The organism is Euzebyella saccharophila, from assembly GCF_014855495.1.
In the GTDB taxonomy this organism is placed as follows: Bacteria; Bacteroidota; Bacteroidia; order Flavobacteriales; family Flavobacteriaceae; genus Euzebyella; species Euzebyella saccharophila.
This window is the reverse complement of record NZ_JACYFJ010000009.1, coordinates 50,641-67,713: the sequence shown is the minus strand read 5'-3', so window position 1 is coordinate 67,713 and position 17,073 is coordinate 50,641. Positions and strand designations below refer to the sequence as shown.

General features: G+C 40.4%; 21 protein-coding genes. 8 read left to right on the top strand and 13 right to left on the bottom strand.

What is annotated here, in order from left to right:
• The gene (locus IL355_RS18685; RefSeq protein WP_192463614.1) at positions 1 to 513 is read right to left on the bottom strand and encodes an RNA polymerase sigma factor; all 513 of its coding nucleotides are present in this window, start codon (positions 511 to 513) and stop codon (positions 1 to 3) included.
• A 106-nt stretch (positions 514 to 619) separates the two neighbouring features.
• On the opposite strand from IL355_RS18685, the gene IL355_RS18680 reads away from it, so the two are divergent.
• The 3 genes from IL355_RS18680 (at position 620) to folD (ending at position 4,443) form a co-directional block, all read left to right on the top strand.
• Positions 620 to 2,002, top strand: coding sequence for a hypothetical protein (locus tag IL355_RS18680; RefSeq protein WP_192463613.1), 1,383 nt, complete (start codon positions 620 to 622; stop codon positions 2,000 to 2,002).
• A 182-nt stretch (positions 2,003 to 2,184) separates the two neighbouring features.
• The gene (gene ffh / locus IL355_RS18675) at positions 2,185 to 3,522 is read left to right on the top strand and encodes a signal recognition particle protein (RefSeq protein WP_192463612.1); all 1,338 of its coding nucleotides are present in this window, start codon (positions 2,185 to 2,187) and stop codon (positions 3,520 to 3,522) included.
• Positions 3,523 to 3,558: 36 nt separating this feature from the next.
• A complete protein-coding gene (gene folD, locus IL355_RS18670; protein WP_192463611.1) occupies positions 3,559 to 4,443 on the top strand; it encodes a bifunctional methylenetetrahydrofolate dehydrogenase/methenyltetrahydrofolate cyclohydrolase FolD in 885 nt (294 codons plus the stop codon).
• A 26-nt stretch (positions 4,444 to 4,469) separates the two neighbouring features.
• Here the strand turns inward: folD and IL355_RS18665 are convergent, their stop codons facing one another.
• Positions 4,470 to 4,622 (bottom strand): hypothetical protein, encoded by a 153-nt coding sequence (locus tag IL355_RS18665; RefSeq protein WP_192463610.1) that lies wholly within the window; start codon positions 4,620 to 4,622, stop codon positions 4,470 to 4,472.
• Positions 4,623 to 4,749: 127 nt separating this feature from the next.
• Between IL355_RS18665 and IL355_RS18660 the strand changes: the two genes are divergently transcribed.
• From IL355_RS18660 to IL355_RS18645, 4 genes are all read left to right on the top strand, one after another.
• Entirely contained in the window at positions 4,750 to 6,054 is a 1,305-nt protein-coding gene (locus IL355_RS18660; RefSeq protein ID WP_192463609.1) for an MFS transporter, read from the top strand.
• Positions 6,055 to 6,315: 261 nt separating this feature from the next.
• Complete coding sequence (locus IL355_RS18655; RefSeq protein ID WP_192463608.1) at positions 6,316 to 7,074, top strand: 3-keto-disaccharide hydrolase; 759 nt, start codon at positions 6,316 to 6,318, stop codon at positions 7,072 to 7,074.
• Between the two features lie 19 nt (positions 7,075 to 7,093).
• Positions 7,094 to 8,515: a Gfo/Idh/MocA family protein gene (locus IL355_RS18650; protein ID WP_192463607.1), complete on the top strand. Its 1,422-nt coding sequence runs from the start codon at positions 7,094 to 7,096 to the stop codon at positions 8,513 to 8,515.
• A gap of 126 nt (positions 8,516 to 8,641) precedes the next feature.
• Entirely contained in the window at positions 8,642 to 9,613 is a 972-nt protein-coding gene (locus tag IL355_RS18645) for an aldo/keto reductase (protein WP_192463606.1), read from the top strand.
• A 1-nt stretch (position 9,614) separates the two neighbouring features.
• Here IL355_RS18645 and IL355_RS18640 read toward each other — a convergent pair whose 3' ends face one another.
• From IL355_RS18640 to IL355_RS18605, 9 genes are all read right to left on the bottom strand, one after another.
• Positions 9,615 to 10,040, bottom strand: coding sequence for a VOC family protein (locus IL355_RS18640; protein WP_192463605.1), 426 nt, complete (start codon positions 10,038 to 10,040; stop codon positions 9,615 to 9,617).
• Between the two features lie 2 nt (positions 10,041 to 10,042).
• On the bottom strand, positions 10,043 to 10,831 hold the full coding sequence (locus IL355_RS18635; RefSeq protein ID WP_192463604.1) for a polysaccharide deacetylase family protein: 789 nt from the start codon (positions 10,829 to 10,831) through the stop codon (positions 10,043 to 10,045).
• 73 nt (positions 10,832 to 10,904) lie between these two features.
• Complete coding sequence (locus tag IL355_RS18630) at positions 10,905 to 11,258, bottom strand: DoxX family protein (RefSeq protein WP_192463603.1); 354 nt, start codon at positions 11,256 to 11,258, stop codon at positions 10,905 to 10,907.
• Entirely contained in the window at positions 11,258 to 11,410 is a 153-nt protein-coding gene (locus tag IL355_RS19275) for a hypothetical protein (protein WP_225621337.1), read from the bottom strand. The genes IL355_RS18630 and IL355_RS19275 overlap by 1 nt, the downstream gene beginning before the upstream one ends.
• Positions 11,411 to 11,458: 48 nt before the next feature.
• A complete protein-coding gene (locus IL355_RS18625; protein ID WP_225621336.1) occupies positions 11,459 to 12,121 on the bottom strand; it encodes an SDR family oxidoreductase in 663 nt (220 codons plus the stop codon).
• Between the two features lie 52 nt (positions 12,122 to 12,173).
• Entirely contained in the window at positions 12,174 to 12,731 is a 558-nt protein-coding gene (locus IL355_RS18620; protein ID WP_192463602.1) for a TetR/AcrR family transcriptional regulator, read from the bottom strand.
• A gap of 67 nt (positions 12,732 to 12,798) precedes the next feature.
• Positions 12,799 to 13,314 carry a GNAT family N-acetyltransferase gene (locus IL355_RS18615; protein WP_192463601.1) on the bottom strand — a complete coding sequence of 172 codons (516 nt, stop codon included), beginning with the start codon at positions 13,312 to 13,314 and terminating at the stop codon, positions 12,799 to 12,801.
• Positions 13,315 to 13,362: 48 nt separating this feature from the next.
• The gene (ygiD, locus tag IL355_RS18610) at positions 13,363 to 14,199 is read right to left on the bottom strand and encodes a 4,5-DOPA-extradiol-dioxygenase (protein WP_192463600.1); all 837 of its coding nucleotides are present in this window, start codon (positions 14,197 to 14,199) and stop codon (positions 13,363 to 13,365) included.
• A gap of 57 nt (positions 14,200 to 14,256) precedes the next feature.
• Complete coding sequence (locus IL355_RS18605) at positions 14,257 to 15,126, bottom strand: SDR family oxidoreductase (protein WP_192463599.1); 870 nt, start codon at positions 15,124 to 15,126, stop codon at positions 14,257 to 14,259.
• Between the two features lie 115 nt (positions 15,127 to 15,241).
• Between IL355_RS18605 and IL355_RS18600 the strand changes: the two genes are divergently transcribed.
• Positions 15,242 to 15,604: a winged helix-turn-helix transcriptional regulator gene (locus IL355_RS18600; protein ID WP_192463598.1), complete on the top strand. Its 363-nt coding sequence runs from the start codon at positions 15,242 to 15,244 to the stop codon at positions 15,602 to 15,604.
• On the opposite strand, the gene IL355_RS18595 is transcribed toward IL355_RS18600, so the two are convergent.
• Both IL355_RS18595 and IL355_RS18590 read right to left on the bottom strand, forming a co-directional pair.
• A complete protein-coding gene (locus IL355_RS18595; protein WP_225621335.1) occupies positions 15,601 to 16,449 on the bottom strand; it encodes an alpha/beta fold hydrolase in 849 nt (282 codons plus the stop codon). The genes IL355_RS18600 and IL355_RS18595 overlap by 4 nt on opposite strands.
• A gap of 61 nt (positions 16,450 to 16,510) precedes the next feature.
• The gene (locus tag IL355_RS18590) at positions 16,511 to 17,059 is read right to left on the bottom strand and encodes a hypothetical protein (RefSeq protein ID WP_192463597.1); all 549 of its coding nucleotides are present in this window, start codon (positions 17,057 to 17,059) and stop codon (positions 16,511 to 16,513) included.
• Positions 17,060 to 17,073: the final 14 nt, after the last annotated feature.

The window sequence follows — 17,073 nt, the reverse complement described above, 5'->3', positions numbered from 1 at the left end:
TTAAATACCATCAATTTTTTCACGAAGCGATTTTAAGGCCAAGTGCATTCTTTTTTCGATTGCTTTGATTCCAACACCTTCCATCTCGGCAATTTCGGCGTATTTTTTACCATCTATACGATTGAGTAAAAATGTTGTCCGTTGGTTTTCTGGTAAATCGTTAAGGGCGGCATCCAGTTTATTTCTAAATTCTTCTTCCTCTAAAAGAAATTCAGGGGTCTCATTGGAGGTCTTTAAAGATTTGTCCGCATATTTTAGCCGTACCTTTTCGGCCTTGATTACATTCAGATAAAGATTTTTGGCAACCGTGTAAACAAAAGATTTGGCCCTTGCAGGCGTCACCTTTCCACAATTTTCCCATAGCTTTACAAAAGCCTCTTGCACGGCATCATATGCTTTTTCCTCATTTCCAAACTTATAATATATATAGTTGTAAATCGTTTTGGAATTAGCTTTAAAGATATCGCTATACACCTGCTCATTACAAACGTTATCGGTTTTTTCAGTATCCAAGGGTAGGTGGTTTTGATCAAAGATATTTTAATTTTTACAAATTGCTCAAGTAGGGTATTTTATTTAAACGTTGTTTCATTTAGTAAATAAAGAAATCCAAATCAAGATGAAAAGAATTGTTAACCTGTCGTTCATGGCCTTCCTACTGGGTGTGACGATGTTTTTGGTCTCCTGCCAAGAGGAGGAGCCCCTAGAGGAAAGTATTGATCGGGAATTGACTTTGACCATGGAAAATGAAGAGGTAAGTCTTTTGAAGAATATGGTGGCTAATGACGGTTCCTATGACAATATTATTGATGGAGCCAGTTGTTTTGATGTCAATTTTCCTTATAAAATTAAGATTGGGGAGAAAATGATAACCGTTAATTCTTATGAGGATTTAAAAACGGTAGAAGAAGCCTTGGACCTCTTAGAGGACAAGGAATTTGTTAGGCAATTGATTTTTCCTGTTACTCTTACCATGGCAGATTATACACAGCTGACCATTGAAGACGGAGACCAGTTGAATTCGTTGGCAGAACAATGTTTGGAGGGAGGTACCGATGATGATTTGGAATGTGTGGATATCGCATATCCATTAACCTTATTTACTTACAATCCCAATTTTCAACTGACCAATACCCTTGAAGTTAATGCAGATGTAGAGTTCCGCCGATTCATTGCGGGATTGTCTGATGAGGACCTTTTAAGTATTGAATTTCCAATACAGTTACATTATGCCGATAGCACTAGCATTTCAGTAAATTCCAATAGCGAATTGGCCAATGCGATAGAACAGGGGAGAGGTCTTTGTGATGAAGACGATGATATAGATCATAATGATGATGATTTTTCCCAAGCTGATCTTGAGGAAGTCTTACTATTTTGTCCCTGGGCCGTGTCTAGATATACCACCTCCAATTCAGGAGCTACCCAATACGTAGAAAGCCATCACTTTACCTTTTTGCAAGATGGGAAGGTACTTACTCAAGCTGCTTATGGGTACGAAATTGAAGGAGAGTGGGCGGTGAAAATGATAGAAGGAAAGGTGCAACTTTCCATTCATTTTGAAGAGAAATCCGATTATAACGGAGCTTGGTGGGTCTATGAAATAATACCGGGAAAAATTAGACTGAAAAATGTAGGGGAAGAGAACAAGTTAACTTTGGAAAAGGACTGTGAGTACAGGCCAGATACCTGTTCGGAGGAACAAATAACCAAAGGGCTTAGTGATTGTAAATGGACCATTTTAAATGAAGATAATACGTTTTTTGAAGAACTGGCGTTAAACTTTACCACAGATGGAGGTCTCTATGTGGAAAATGCCAATGGCACGGTCGTGGACGAAGGTAGTTGGTCCGTTACCGGAAATGTGGTTGTCATTAGCCAACTCAGTAAAACGTTGGCCAATTATATTGGTGAATGGAAAGTTTTAGATTGTGGGCTGGACAGTTATAAATTAAGCCGCGGAGAAGAAATTATAGTGCTTCACAAAAACTGTGAAGAGTAAGAGATTCCAGATGTCGATTCTGGAAGTTGCCCCACAAACAAAAAGCGCCTATCTACGGATAGGTGCTTTTTTATTTAATAGTGAAAGCTAACAGGGTGTTACGGGCTTATTTTTAACGTAAAAACCCTCTCATTCCCTTTCTAATTATTAAATTTGCAATTCTTCAAAAATGTACATGAAACATGTTCGATAATTTAAGCGAAAAACTCGATAAGGCCTTGCACACCCTCCGTGGGCATGGGCAAATCACTGAAATAAATGTGGCAGAAACAACCAAAGAGGTACGTAGAGCCCTTTTGGATGCGGATGTTAATTTTAAGATTGCCAAAGAATTTACCAATAGGGTAAAGGAAAAAGCCTTGGGTCAAGATGTATTGACCACTTTGCAACCGGGCCAGTTGATGGTTAAGATTGTAAAGGACGAGCTTACGCAGTTAATGGGAGGCGAAAGCGAAGGGATCAACCTTTCGGGTACGCCTTCGGTTATCTTAATGTCTGGTCTTCAAGGTTCTGGTAAAACTACCTTTTCCGGTAAGTTGGCCAATTACCTTAAGACCAAGAAGACTAAAAAGCCTTTATTGGTTGCTTGTGATGTGTACCGTCCGGCGGCTATTGACCAGTTACATGTGGTTGGGGATCAAATTGGCGTTGAGGTCTATTCCGATAGGGAGAACAATGATCCCGTTGCCATTGCAAAAGCCGGTATAGATAAAGCGAAAGCAGAAGGTTTTAATGTAGTGATCATTGATACCGCGGGTCGTTTAGCGGTTGATGAGGCCATGATGACCGAAATCTCCAATATCCATTCGGCTATTCAACCGCAGGAAACTCTTTTTGTGGTCGATTCCATGACGGGTCAAGATGCGGTAAATACAGCCAAGGCCTTTAACGACGTATTGAATTTTGATGGGGTTATCCTTACCAAATTGGATGGTGATACCCGTGGGGGTGCGGCCATTTCCATTAAATCGGTCGTAGATAAACCCATAAAATTTATTGGTACCGGTGAGAAAATGGAGGCGATAGATGTTTTCTACCCTTCCCGTATGGCCGATAGAATTTTGGGTATGGGCGATGTGGTGTCCCTTGTGGAACGTGCCCAAGAGCAGTTTGATGAAGAAGAGGCTCGTAAAATCCAAAAGAAAATTGCCAAGAACAAGTTTGGCTTTGATGATTTCCTTTCCCAAATTCAGCAAATCAAGAAAATGGGGAACATGAAGGACTTAATGGGGATGATTCCCGGTATGGGCAAAGCACTCAAGGGTATTGATATTGATGATGATGCCTTTAAGCATATTGAAGCCATTATTCACTCCATGACCCCAGATGAAAGGGCCAATCCTTCAAAATTAAATCATAGCCGTAAAAAACGTATTGCCAAAGGAAGCGGAAGACAGGTTCAAGAGGTCAACCAATTGTTAAAACAATTTGACCAAATGAGCAAAATGATGAAAATGATGCAAGGAGGCGGCGGTAAGAAAATGATGCAAATGATGGGTGGGGCCCTTGGAAGAAATTAAGGACCTATCCTAAAGAATTAATCACCAAAGAATACTATGAAAATCTTAGATGGCAAGAAGATATCAAATGATATCAAAGAAGAAATAGCTGTTGAAGTGGCCCAAATGAAGGAACGTGGAGAAAAAGTGCCACATCTAGCGGCCGTTTTGGTCGGAAATGACGGTGCCAGTCTTACCTACGTAGGAAGTAAAGTTCGTTCCTGTGAAAAGATAGGTTTTGAATCCACTTTAATTCACCTTCCAGAGGAAACTACCGAAGAAGAATTACTGAAAAAAGTGGAGGAGTTAAATGCCAATCCAGATATTGACGGCTACATTGTTCAGCTTCCCTTACCAAAGCATATTAACGAAGAAAAGGTTTTGATGGCCGTAGATCCTGAAAAGGATGTGGATGGTTTTCACCCGGTAAATTTTGGTAAAATGGCCTTGGATATGGAATCGTTTATTCCTGCTACACCCTTTGGTATCATGGAGCTTTTAAAGCGCTATAAGGTAGATACCGAAGGTAAAAATGTGGTAGTCATTGGCCGAAGCCATATAGTAGGAAGACCTATCAGTATTTTGATGAGTCAAAAGGGGGAGGCGGCCAATAGTACGGTAACCTTGACCCATAGTCGTACCAGAAATATCGAAGAATTGACCAAGCAGGCAGATATCGTGGTTTCCGCTTTGGGAGTGCCTAAATTCTTGAAAGAAAGTATGATAAAGGAAGGTGCCGTCATTATTGATGTAGGAATTACCCGTGTACCGGACGAAACCCAAAAAAGAGGGTATTATATTACCGGGGATGTCGATTTTGAAAATGTTGAAAAGAAAGCATCCTTTATAACGCCCGTTCCAGGTGGAGTTGGACCAATGACCATTGCCATGTTATTAAAAAACACTTTGTTGGCAAGGGCTAGACATAATAAAAAAGCATAGAAAAAAGGGAGCGCGAGCTCCCTTTTTTATTGAAGTTTAACTTGGTAGGCCATTCCGTTACCGGTAATGACCGTGTCCCCAGGTTTAATAATCTCAATGTCATTGCTATCATCAATACTGCAACTTCCCATGGCAATAATAGCCAAAAGGATGAAGCTCGCTGCTAAAATTTTTCTCATGACGACTGCTTTATAAATCCACTGTTCTATTAACGTACAAAAGTCCATTTCCGTATTTATAAAAGCAGACAACTATTTCTTAACCCACATTCTGATTTAATTTAGCGTACCTTGCGCCTTTCTTATTATGGCTGCCACCAACCGTTTTTCATTCATAGATCCTGCTAAAAGTCCTTTTTTCTATGGATATATCATTCTCGTAGTAGGTACTTTTGGAATTTATTGTAGCATACCGGGCCAGACTATTGGTGTTTCGGTTTTTACAGACCCGGTAAAAGACGCCTTGGGCCTTACCCGAAACCAGTTTAGCAATGCCTATATGATCGGTACCATTTGTAGCTCCTTAGTGATTGGAAGGGCGGGAAAATGGTTTGATGTCTATGGCGCGCGCTATGTAGCCTTCTTTGCCGCTTTGACCCTTTCTTTAGCATTGATGTTATGTTCTTGGTCTGTTCAGATGAGTGAATTTTTAAAGGCTTTACTTAGTTTGAATACCTGGTGGATTCCCTTTTTGTTGATGACCGTGCTCTTTTTTATCCTTAGGTTTTCTGGTCAAGGCGTATTGACAATGGCCTCAAGAAATGTAATCATGATTTGGTTCGATAAGAATAGGGGCAAGGTAAACGCCATTAGTAGTGTCGCCATTTCTTTTGGATTCTCGTCATCGCCTTTATGGGTAAATGCACTAATTGAGGGATTTAGCTGGCAAACGGCTTGGCAGTTTTTGGCAGCAGGTCTTTTAGTATTCAGTTTAATTGCACTACAGTTTTATAAGAACAATCCAGAGGAGCACGGCTTATCTCCAGATGGTTCTAATGTGGATTCGGAAGAAGAAAAGAAACACGTTCCCTTGGCTCATCAATATACAGTAAAAGAGGCTCAAGGTACGCGTGCTTTCTGGATGTACGCCCTTATTTTAGCCTTTAATAGCTTTTTTATAACCGGTCTTACCTTTCATGTGGTATCCGTTTTTGCAAGTGAAGGCTTTCCTAAAGAGGATGCAATTTCCATATTCTTACCGGCATCGGTAGTCGCGGTAACCATTTCTTCCATTTTTAACTTTTTAAGTGATTACCTACAGTTAAAGCTGTATTTATATCTAATGATTCTAGGAGGCTTAATGGCTTCCGTTGGTTTTTTGTTTTTGTCCACCGCCTTTGGTGTACCATTGCTAATTGGCGGATTCGGAATCTTGGGAGGTTTTTTTGCTGTACTGAACGCTATTGTGTGGCCACGCTTTTATGGTCGCACCCATTTGGGTGCAATAACGGGTAAGGTAATGTCCTTTTTAATTTTGGCAAGTGCCCTGGCGCCTTCCATTTTCAGTTTTTGTTTTAGCACCTTTGGTTCCTATAGGCTTATGGGGTATTTGGGCCTGGCGTTCCTTTTATTTTTGGCGATAGGTTCCATCAAAGCCAATAATCCGCAGTAAACCTCTTATCTTTAAAAAATCAAAAGGTCAGGGAGGTAGTTAAGCTGGTCTACAGGACAAAATTGTAGGGGAAAGAGCAAAAATAGGCATGGGATAAGATTTAAAATCTATTTATTTTAGTCTTCGTAATATTACTATCTTTCATACCCTTTAATTGAAGAATTTGTATTTTTTAAATTAAAAAAGTGTTCGTACACACAGAATAAATTACAGAAATTTACTACTATAATATATCTTAAAACCTAAATTAACTAAATGACCATGAAGAAAATTTGTACCATTTTATCAATTTCCGTTCTTCTTTTTTCCTGTAAAACAGAGAAAAAAAATGAAACGTCCACTAATGAGGTGGCGCAAGAAGAAACCAGCCCATCCGAGGATGAGTGGATTTATTTATTTGACGGAACAACTACAGACGGGTGGCGTTCCTATAACGGCGAGGACTTACCACCACAATGGGTAATTGAAGATGGTGTGTTGACCTTTGATACCGAAAAAAGGACCGAGGCCAATAGAAAAGGAGGAAATGATATTATTTATGCCGCTGAGGAGTTTGATAATTTTGAGCTTGCTTGGGAGTGGAAAATACCCGAAGGAGGAAATAGTGGAATGTTATATCACGTAAAGGAAGGTAATTGGGGAATGCCCGAAATATCTCCCGAATATCAAATGTTGGATGATTTGGGCTGGGAGGCTATCAATAATGCAAAATTGGAAGAATGGCAAAAAACGGGAGCGGATTATGCGATGCATGTGCCTGACGTTTCCCAAAAAATAACCAAACCGGCAGGGGAGTGGAATACTTCTAGGGTCATTTTTACGCCTGAAAAAGTAGAGCACTGGCTCAACGGAAAAAAATTACTGTCTTTTGTGCCATGGAGCGAAGATTGGGAGAAGCGTAAAAGTGAGGGCAAATGGAAAGATTCACCAAAATACGGTACTTTTAAGTCGGGCTATATCGGATTTCAGGATCACGACAGTCCGCTTTGGTTAAAAAATATCAAGCTAAGAAAATTATAAACCATACTAAACTACTCTAATGAACAAAAGAGAATTTTTAAAAAGTGCGGCGGCGGTATCGTCATTTGCGCTTTTACCAAATGCAACGTGGGCGTTTGGCCCCAACAAAAAATTGAGAACGGCACATATTGGCGTGGGTAATATGGGAGCTGCCGACTTAGAGGCCATATCGTCCCACAAATCAGTTGATGTTGTGGCACTATGCGATGTGGACTCAATTAACCTGGCCAAAGCCCATAAATTGCACCCTGGGGCCCGCGTGTTTTTCGATTATAGAACTATGCTGGTAGAAATGGGCGAGCAGATTGATGCCGTTATCGTATCGACACCCGACCATACACATGCACCAGCTTCGATTATGGCCATGGAAATGGACAAACCCGTTTATTGTCAAAAACCTTTGACCCATTACGTGGAAGAATCCCGAAAAATGAACCAACTGGCCAAAGAGAAGAATTTGGTTACCCAAATGGGTATTCAGGTACATTCTTTCTACGATTATAGATTGGCCACCCACTTGATTCAATCCGGAATCATCGGGAAGGTGCATACGGTACATGCTTGGTCTCCAAAATCTTGGGGGTACAATGGTCCTGAGCCCGAAGGTGAAGACCCGGTACCACCACAACTGGATTGGAACCTTTGGTTGGGTACTTCTAAAAAACGCCCTTATAAAGAAGGCTATTACCACCCGGGTAACTGGCGTAAACTTTTAGATTACGGATGTGGAACATTGGGCGATATGGGCGTTCATATTTTTGATACCCCTTATAATGCATTGAACTTAGATGTGCCGTTGACCATCAAAAATGAATGTAGGGAACCAAATGGTTTTGGTTACCCAGAGAACAATACGGTTACTTATGAATTTCCTGGAACCGAGTATACTGCCAAAAATCTGAAATGGATTTGGTATGACGGACCGGGAATGCCCCCTGCCCACGAAGATTTGATTCTACCAGGTGCAAAGCCGACTGCAGGAAAAAAACAAAAATCCGATAGTGTCGAGGACAAAATTTCTTTGGATGCCGGTGTGGCTGGTGAAGGTCAATTACCGGACCAAGGCGCTATGTTCATTGGTAAAAAGGGACGTTTATTACTTCCTCATTTCATGCAATTACCTAAGAAAATTGTTCGAGGCAAATATGTTGATATTTCAGATGAGATCGCTGAGGTCTCTCAAAAGTTCGGCTTGGGTGAGCCAGTGAGAAATTATGAGTCTGAAGGTCCTAAGCACTACCACCAGTTTGTAGATGCCTGTTTAGGAAAAGGTGAAACATCGGCTCCATTCTCGTATGCTTCCCGTTTAACGGAAACCATTCTGTTAGGTGTGATTGCGGGTAGATTCCCGAACCAGACCTTGCATTGGGATGCCGAAGCGGCTAAATTTTCAGAAGAGGAAGCCAATCAATATTTAGGCGACGAGTATAGGGATTTCTAAACAGATTTCAATTTTTAGGGCCCGCATCTTAAATTGGTCAATTTCATTTGTAAATTACCACTTCAATAAGATGCGGGTTCTTTTTTGTTCCGCCTCAAACAATATTCAACTTTAAAAAACACAATTATGAAATATAGAAGGTTTGGGAGAACCGACTGGCAGGTTAGTGAAATTGGCTACGGTATGTGGGGAATGGCAGGCTGGAAAGAATCGGACGATATTCAATCGGCCAAGTCCTTGGACCTAGCCGTAGAAAATGGGGTCAATTTTTTTGACACGGCCTGGGGTTATGGCGAAGGACATAGCGAAGAGCTTTTGGGACAGTTGGTGAGAAGACATTCCAAAGAGAAAATATACACGGCCAGTAAAATACCGCCTAAAAATTTTCAATGGCCGGCAAAACCGGAATATACCTATGAAGATTCGTATCCGGTCAACCATATTGTAGAGTATACGGAAAAGACGCTTGTCAATCTAGGGATAGAGCGTATTGACTTAATGCAGTTTCATACGTGGGATGACGGTTGGTCTCATCGAGAAGAATGGCAACGGGCTATAGAAGATTTAAAAAAGGACGGTAAAATTGCCGCTATGGGAATCAGTGTAAACCGCTGGGAGCCCGAAAACGGAATAAAAGCTTTGGAAACCGGCCTCATTGATGCCGTGCAGGTCATCTATAATATTTTTGATCAAAATCCTGAGGATAGACTTTTTCCACTTTGTGAGGAAAAGGACATTGCCGTAATCGCACGGGTGCCTTTTGATGAGGGGACACTTACAGGAAATCTTACGAAGGATACCGTTTTTCCCGAAGGGGATTGGAGAGGGACTTATTTCGTTCCTGAAAATTTAAATAGTAGTGTGGAACATGCCGATGCCCTGCGTCCTATTATACCGGAAGGAATGACGATGGCGGAAATGGCCTTGCGTTTTATATTGGAGAACAAAACGGTGAGTACAACCATACCGGGAATGCGCAAGCAGCGGAATGTTTTGGCCAATACCGCTACCAGTGACGGTACTCCGTTACCCTCAGAATTGGTTCAGGAGCTTAAAAAACACCGTTGGGACAGAGTACCCACTTCTTGGTCTCAATAAGTTATTTGGCAAAAAGCTGGTCCATATTTTTAAACGCCTTGAATTCCAAGGCGTTCCCGGCCGGGTCTAAAAAGAACATGGTAGCCTGTTCACCGGGTTGCCCTTTAAAACGTATGTAGGGTTCAATGATAAATTGAACCTTTTTTTGTTTGAGGTTATCCGCAAAATTTTCAAACTCTTCCCATGGGAGTACTACGCCATAATGGGGAACGGGCACATCATGCCCATCTACGGGATTGTGGTGCAACTCTTCCGATGCAGATTTTGGTTTGTAATGTATGACCAATTGGTGACCAAAGAGATTGAAATCTACCCAAAGCTCGCTACTTCGGCCTTCCATACAGTTGAGTATTTGACCGTAGAATTTCCGGCATTCTTTAAGGTTGTGAACGGGTATGGCAATATGGAAAGGAGAAATTTGCTGCATATTTAGTTTTTTAGGCGTTTGGAAAAATCAGGTTTAAGTTTATGGTGGGCTTCCTGAACGCTAATGAATGCTTCCAAAGCAATTAAGGAAAGTACTTGATACTCGTTTTCCTTCAGAAAATCCATATACTTCTTAAAAAGCTCTTCTGGTACGGTTACCCAAGGATGTTCCAAATCGGGAACACCATGAAATGTGAGCACGGTGATATGGCCGTTTTTGGCGCTTTCTATCGCCTCCATAATTTCTTCCTCATTGTGAGCATCCGGAGCCCAACTGGGAATAAGATAAGGATGGTCTTCCAGCGGATTGTAAGTTCGTTTGCCACCGGCCCGTGCAAAACGATAGTTTTTATTCGCCAAGTGGTCTAAAACTTCTTCATCCAAACCATAACCGGGATACGCAAAATTTAAGGGAGTATTTATTTGTAGGCTATCGCATTTATCTTCAATATAGCTAAGCTCGTTAAAAAATGAGTCTTTGGACAGTTTAGAAACGTTGGCATGTGTTCTAGTATGGTTGGCAATCTCAAACCCCATTTGGTGCAATTCCTTCATTTGGCGCCAATTCATATAAAGCGTACTATCCTTATAATTTGGAGGGAATTCACAAACAAAGAAAGTGGCGCCAAACCCGTATTCTTTAAGTAAGGGAGCTACGTGGGAATAGTGGCTGGCCGGGGCGTCATCAAACGTAAGCACCACCAGTTTGTCGGGAATTTCTTTTTTCAAAATTTGTCCGAAGCTGGTCGAAAAACTTAGCAGTAATAGGAAGAAAATTGGCTTAATATCCATTTTTTGAGCTTTGCTTTAAATATAAAAATAATGCAGCTTGTGTAAACAGAAATTACGCAAGCTGCATAATGGTTTAAAGCAGCCCTTTTGCCAATACATAAGATGCTATTGTTGTGAGTAGCAGGATGATCAAACTAATGGAAATCTGTACAGAATCTTTGTGCGCAACATGGGCCACTAAAGCGGTGATTATAAAGAAACTAATTCCGGCGTAGCCCCATTCCTTGAGGGTCCATGGCAAATTTGGCAGAAGAATGATGAGCGCTGCCGCGAGCTTTAAAATGGCCAGTTGCCATCTAAAGTAATCAGGAAACCCGAGGTCTCTAATACCTTCAATGGTATTGGGACTAAATACATAAGAGTAAGAGCTAAGTACCAAAAATAGGGAAAGGAAACCTGTGGTTATCCAGAAAGCTAGATTGCCCATTAACTAATAGTTGCTTGAATTTGTGCGACTAACTTACTTCCATCTGGATCGGCTTGGGTTTTTAACTGGGTGAAATCCTCAGCCCACTTAGACGTTCTGATACGCAATGGAGGATTTTCCGAAAGTGCTACATTTAAAATGATTTCTGCCACTTCCTTTCCGGTTTGGTAAGGAGATGCTTCCCCTGTTTCGGCACGATTTTAAGCACCTTCCAAATATTTCTGAAAGATGGGCGCATACTCTCCCGTAACAAACTCGCCTTTATCATTAGCTGTTTTTGATACAGCGTTGGTCATAAATTCCGTAGAAATACCGCCTGGTTCAACCATACTGAATTTTACGTTAAATGCTTTTGATACGTAAGTGGCAAGTGCCTCGGTAAAACCTTCAACGGCAAATTTGGCGGCGCAATAGGCCTCGTTGAAAGGCTGTCCGATAAGTCCGCCTACCGAAGTAACATTAATGATATGGCCAGAGCGTGCCTCCCTCATATGGGGTAGTACCGCTTTGGTTGTACGTACAACTCCGGTGTAGTTCACATCGGTCACCCAATCAATTTCTTCCAAGGTTGACTGTTCCAAGGTTTTAGCAAATCCTGCTCCGGCATTATTAAGTAAGAAATCTATTTTGCCGTCTTTTTCGAGGATGGTATTTACTGCCTTAAGAATGGTTTCATTGTCGGAAACATCAAGGGGAAGTAATTCAATATCTAAGTTTTCTGCTGCGATAGCTTCTTTTAAGGGGGTTGATTTGTCAAGGTTTCGCATGGTAGCGTAAACTTTAAAATCATTTTTTGCGAATAATAGGGTGGCTTCGTAGCCAACTCCTGTAGAGGTTCCGGTAATTAAGATGTTCTTTTTCATATTGATATAATAGAGTGAATGTTCATTCCAATATTGGAATAAATTTTTTTGTTTATTCTTTAATGGCGTCCCAAACCATGCTTGTTAAATTTTTCAAGGAGCGGGAATTTCCTTGATTGTTATTATCGGATAAATACCAGCGTAAGTAGGACAGAATGGCTCCTCCTACAAATTGTAAAATTTCACTGGTATTGATGTTCTTTATAATTCTATCGTTTTTGCCCGAATCAATAAGCTGTACCACGCTTTCAACCGCATTTCGGCCAACAGTTCTGCTATCATTGGTAATAATTGGTGAGGCGTGCAATTGCTCCATAAACTTAAAGTATAGCGGGTTCTGGAGAAAGAAATCTACGGTGTTCTCAAAATACGTCTCAAATTGGGTCTTAGTTGGTAGTTCTGAATTAAAGTGGTCAAAAAGTGCCTCTTCTTGTTGTTTGATATCCACATAGATTTCATTGATCAGTACCTCCTTGGTTGGGTAATAATTATAGATGGTACCCATACCCGTTCCGGCCTCTTTGGCAATAGCGGACATAGGGGTAGCATGTAGACCGTTGGAGGTCAGTAACTTTAAAGCGGCTTGTAATATGCTATCTTTTTTGTTCACGATGCAAATATATAAATTGGAATATATATTCCAAATACTTATAGTTTATTTATACTTTCTTTAGGATTCAATATTCCCGGTACATTATAAAATTAGGATTACTGTGAGTGTCCGTTATCCTAAAATCGTCTTCCCCTACAATCTTAAAATCCATTTTTTGATAAAAGTTGACGGCCCGTTTGTTTTCCTTCCAAACATAAAGCCACATCCCCAATTGTTGCTTTTCTTGGGATAGTCGAAAGTTATGGTGCATCAATTTTTTACCAAGGTCTTTACCGTAAAAATTTTGGTCTAGATACAGCCGATCCAATTTGGTTGCTTGTGAGGAATTTATCTGGAGATGGGTTGCATTTAGTGTGATTTTAGAGTATCCCGCTAGAGAATCATCCATGTAAATAAGGGAATAAATACAATTTTTATCCAAAAGTTCAGGAAGTAATTTAGTCACTGTGAAATTAGCATCCATATATTCTTGAATATTTTGGGGTGCGGCGCTGTGCCCATGAGAGGTTGAAAAGGTGCTTTTTCCCAAAGCTATTAGTTTTTGACAATCCTGGATGGCGGCCTCCTCTATTTTAACCATACATCAAAAGTTTAAAAGCTCGCAAGATACTTTTTTAGGGTCTTACTTTTATTCGTGTGAGAGCTTCACAGAAGTCATACTTAGGGATCCTGCCAAGGGTACATCATTAAACAGGGAAACTTCATCCTTCTCATTTCTAAGTCCAAGGGTATAGAGTAGGGGGAGGAAATGTTCTGGTGTAGGAATTGCCAAATCAAAGGCTTTACCGTGACTCCTATAATTTATAAGTTCCTCAGAATTGCCATCTAAAATCCATTGATTCATTTTATTCCTGGCCTCTAAGGCCCAATCGTACCCATAATTCTCAGAAATTTTGTCCCAAGCTACCTGTCTAAGATTATGAACCATATTACCACTGCCAACAATCAATACACCTTTGCTTCTCAACTTTTGTAATTGTTGTGCCAATTGAAAATGATCCTTTGGTGTATAGGATTTATTGAGACTTAGTTGAATAATGGGCACATCTGCATTAGGAAAAATGTGCTTGACTACCGTCCAGGAACCGTGGTCAAGTCCCCAACGATGGTCTAAGGTTACCTCATAATTTGGATGGAGCATTTGCGAAATATCCTTCGCCAATTTTGGGTTTCCGGGGGCAGGATATTGCACCTCATAAAGTTCTTTAGGAAAACCACCAAAATCATGAATGGTTGGAGGGTTTTCCATTGCTGTTACTTTTGTGCCAAAAGTCTCCCAGTGGGCAGATACAACTATTATAGCATTGGGTTTATCCAGCTGTTGCCCCAGTTTTTTAAACTCCCTTACAAACTCATTGTCTTCAATCCCGTTCATGGGCGAACCATGACCCAAAAATAAAGCGGGCATGAGGGAGGTATTTTTTAAATTACTGGAAAATTTTTCCAGTTCCTTCAATGTTGTCATGCTTGGTGTACTTAAAATGGATAATCCCAATGCTCTAATAAAAGCTTTTCGCTTCATTTAACCATATATCTTTGTCAAAGTTTCTCTAATTGTTATGGGTTTACGACCTAAAAGTTGTTCAAGACTAGCGTCTTGAAGTGCTAACTCCCCTTGAGCTTGGGCTATGGAGAACCCTACGAAAAGCCCAATGTACTCATCTGGAACATTTTTGTCTTTTAAGGCTTTTTCAAAATCGGCTACCGTTGGGGATTGATATTTAATTTCCTTCCCTGTGATGTCCGATAGTATTTGAGCTATATCCATATACGACACTACATCAGGATTGGACAAAACATAAGTGGTATTCTCATGGCCATTGGTTGTAAGGACTTCAGCGGCAGCTTCTGCCATTTCGGTACGCAGTAATGCACTTATTTTACCATCTTGTGCTGGTTGAACAATAAGGCTGTTTTCAATCGCTTTTTCCCCTATGAACATCGGAAGCATATCGGCATACAAGGCATTCTGGATTATTGTGTACGTAATACCACTTTCCTTGATCCAATTTTCAGTTTTAATATGCGTGTCCTGCAAGAATGCTATTCCGGAGTTTTTAATCTCGTCATTCCTCATAAAAGAGGTGTATACCACGTGCCCTACGCCAGCCTCCTTTGCAGCATTGACCACATTTTTATGTTGCGCCTCCCTTGTTGCAACTTCACTACCGGAAACAAACATGAGTTGGTCTACATCTTTAAAAGCTTCTACCAAGGTGCGGTAGTCATTATAGTTACCTTTTCTAAATTTAATGCCTTTGGGTAACACCTTGGATGCTTTTTCTTCATCACGCACCAAGGCGGCAATATCACTTTTGTTTATTCCTTTGTCAATTAAATGCTCAATCACTAAAGAGCCAAAAGATCCTGTTGATCCGGTTACTAGTATCATAATTACAAAAATTCAATTTATATGAAACAAAATTATTACTTTTGGTATACAAAGTATAGTTGATTACTAAAAAGTATTGGTATACTTTTGTATAGTTATATTTTAATATCTGTAAATGAGTGATTTAAAAGAATTGTTAGAAGTGAAGAAATGCCCTAGGCAATACGTTTTGGCGGTTAACGATACGCTAAATGTTATTAGTGGAAAGTGGAAAATGCCCATAATTGCTTCCCTTTTGTATGGAATTCATCGCTTTAAGGACTTGCAGGAAAATATAGGAAAGATTACCCCCAGAATGCTAAGTAAGGAATTAAAAGAGTTGGAGCTGAACGGCGTGGTAGAACGGAAGGTCTTTAACACAACTCCGGTTCGTATCGAATATCACCTAACGGAGAGCGGAAAAAAAATACTCGCCGTTATGGACTCCATGATAGAATGGGGCCTGGAACATAGAGAGAGGGTAGTAGAGGTAGGCTAATGCTTTTCAATTATAGGCTTATCTTCCAAAAAATGGACAATATATTCATTTATATGAGGCTGATGCATGGAATGTCCCAACCCCTTAGTTTTTATAAACCGACTTCCTTTCCAATGGGCATGAACTTTTTCCGAAGCATGAAATGGTGCTAAAATATCTAATCTGTCATGTAGCAACAATCCTTTTTTATGATTATTGGCTACAAATTTAGAGGACGAAAAATTATCCACTTCCATTCCAAACCGTTCTCTTATGTAATCTTCGAAAGCGGATAGCACCCGATTGTTAAATCCTACCAATTTTTGATAATGGCCAAGTAATTCCCGAAATTCTGAAGGCGAGCCGATGGTGACCATTTTTTCAATATAGTCGCTAGGTCGCAGATATTCATTGAAAAGTAGGGCCATTCCACCAAAGGAATGCGCTATCACGTGAGCTGGTGCGTATTCATCAACCATGGCTTGAATACAGTTGATATACAAAGGTAAGTGTAGGTTCTTTCCTGATGAATTTCCATGCCCTGGTGCATCAAAGGCTACAATGTTGTAATCTGCATCTTTCAATTTGGCAATCAAGTTGCGCCATCTAAAAGTATTGCTTTCCCAACCGTGTACTAAAAGTACGGTCTCTCTTTTTCCTGACCATTGGTAGGTTTGGATAGTATGATTTTCAATTTCTAAAATCTGGTCCTTGGCCTCCTCTAAATAGGTTTTTTGTTGAGGTAGCACCCGGCCCTTGCGCACTTTACTAAAAACCTCAAAGGTGGCCAAGGCCGCCCTTCGTTTTGAAAAAAGTGCCAAAAAATTGAAATATTGACCGTAAATCTTTGGAATAAGTTTGTTCAATGGGGAAAGGATTCTTTTACTTCGTTTACTTCGTTTTGAAGGGTTTTATAATAGAGCCTAACTACTCCCAGGCGACCATCATATACTTGATTTTGGCATCATCAGGTATTTGAACCGCCTCAATGTTGACGCTCGAAGCATACCTTAAACTTGACGGAAGCTCCTCCTTGCTTATGGTAAAATAAACATCGCTATCCTTTAGCAAAATGACCACGTTGTTCATGGAGGTAATCACTTTCCTAATAGTGTAGTTGTCCTTAATATCCTTAAAGGTGCTCAATAATCCTATTCCCTTTTCCGTAACATAGCGTTTGTCCTCAATGCGAATATTCTCAATGGTAGGGATGCTATCCGAGCTAGGAGTGAGGGTCAATAGATGCTTTCCACCTTTTTCAAAAACCTTTATTTTTTTGCTATTGTTGGAGGTATTAATGACCGTTGAATCTTTAACAATCGAGTCATTTTCGTAGATAATTTCAATATCCCTTGCTAGGCTAATACGTTCAAGTTTACCTACGGCATCCTTGGATACCAAAAAAGTAGTGTCTTTTTCAGTTTGGCAGCTTGAAAGTCCTAAAAGCAAAGCGCTGATCAAAATAATATATCTCATATAAAACTTTTATA

Excerpts from the sequence above, each read along its gene's own strand:
- ygiD (WP_192463600.1), bottom strand. The coding sequence starts at position 14,199 with ATGACAACATTGAAGGAACTGGAAAAATTTTCCAGTAATTTAAAAAAT.
- ffh (WP_192463612.1), top strand. The coding sequence starts at position 2,185 with ATGTTCGATAATTTAAGCGAAAAACTCGATAAGGCCTTGCACACCCTC.
- IL355_RS18590 (WP_192463597.1), bottom strand. The coding sequence starts at position 17,059 with ATGAGATATATTATTTTGATCAGCGCTTTGCTTTTAGGACTTTCAAGC.
- IL355_RS18630 (WP_192463603.1), bottom strand. The coding sequence starts at position 11,258 with ATGGGCAATCTAGCTTTCTGGATAACCACAGGTTTCCTTTCCCTATTT.
- IL355_RS18605 (WP_192463599.1), bottom strand. The coding sequence starts at position 15,126 with ATGATACTAGTAACCGGATCAACAGGATCTTTTGGCTCTTTAGTGATT.
- IL355_RS18655 (WP_192463608.1), top strand. The coding sequence starts at position 6,316 with ATGAAGAAAATTTGTACCATTTTATCAATTTCCGTTCTTCTTTTTTCC.
- folD (WP_192463611.1), top strand. The coding sequence starts at position 3,559 with ATGAAAATCTTAGATGGCAAGAAGATATCAAATGATATCAAAGAAGAA.
- IL355_RS18680 (WP_192463613.1), top strand. The coding sequence starts at position 620 with ATGAAAAGAATTGTTAACCTGTCGTTCATGGCCTTCCTACTGGGTGTG.
- IL355_RS18625 (WP_225621336.1), bottom strand. The coding sequence starts at position 12,121 with ATGAAAAAGAACATCTTAATTACCGGAACCTCTACAGGAGTTGGCTAC.
- IL355_RS18650 (WP_192463607.1), top strand. The coding sequence starts at position 7,094 with ATGAACAAAAGAGAATTTTTAAAAAGTGCGGCGGCGGTATCGTCATTT.
- IL355_RS18635 (WP_192463604.1), bottom strand. The coding sequence starts at position 10,831 with ATGGATATTAAGCCAATTTTCTTCCTATTACTGCTAAGTTTTTCGACC.
- IL355_RS18640 (WP_192463605.1), bottom strand. The coding sequence starts at position 10,040 with ATGCAGCAAATTTCTCCTTTCCATATTGCCATACCCGTTCACAACCTT.
- IL355_RS18645 (WP_192463606.1), top strand. The coding sequence starts at position 8,642 with ATGAAATATAGAAGGTTTGGGAGAACCGACTGGCAGGTTAGTGAAATT.
- IL355_RS18615 (WP_192463601.1), bottom strand. The coding sequence starts at position 13,314 with ATGGTTAAAATAGAGGAGGCCGCCATCCAGGATTGTCAAAAACTAATA.
- IL355_RS18665 (WP_192463610.1), bottom strand. The coding sequence starts at position 4,622 with ATGAGAAAAATTTTAGCAGCGAGCTTCATCCTTTTGGCTATTATTGCC.
- IL355_RS18660 (WP_192463609.1), top strand. The coding sequence starts at position 4,750 with ATGGCTGCCACCAACCGTTTTTCATTCATAGATCCTGCTAAAAGTCCT.
- IL355_RS18600 (WP_192463598.1), top strand. The coding sequence starts at position 15,242 with ATGAGTGATTTAAAAGAATTGTTAGAAGTGAAGAAATGCCCTAGGCAA.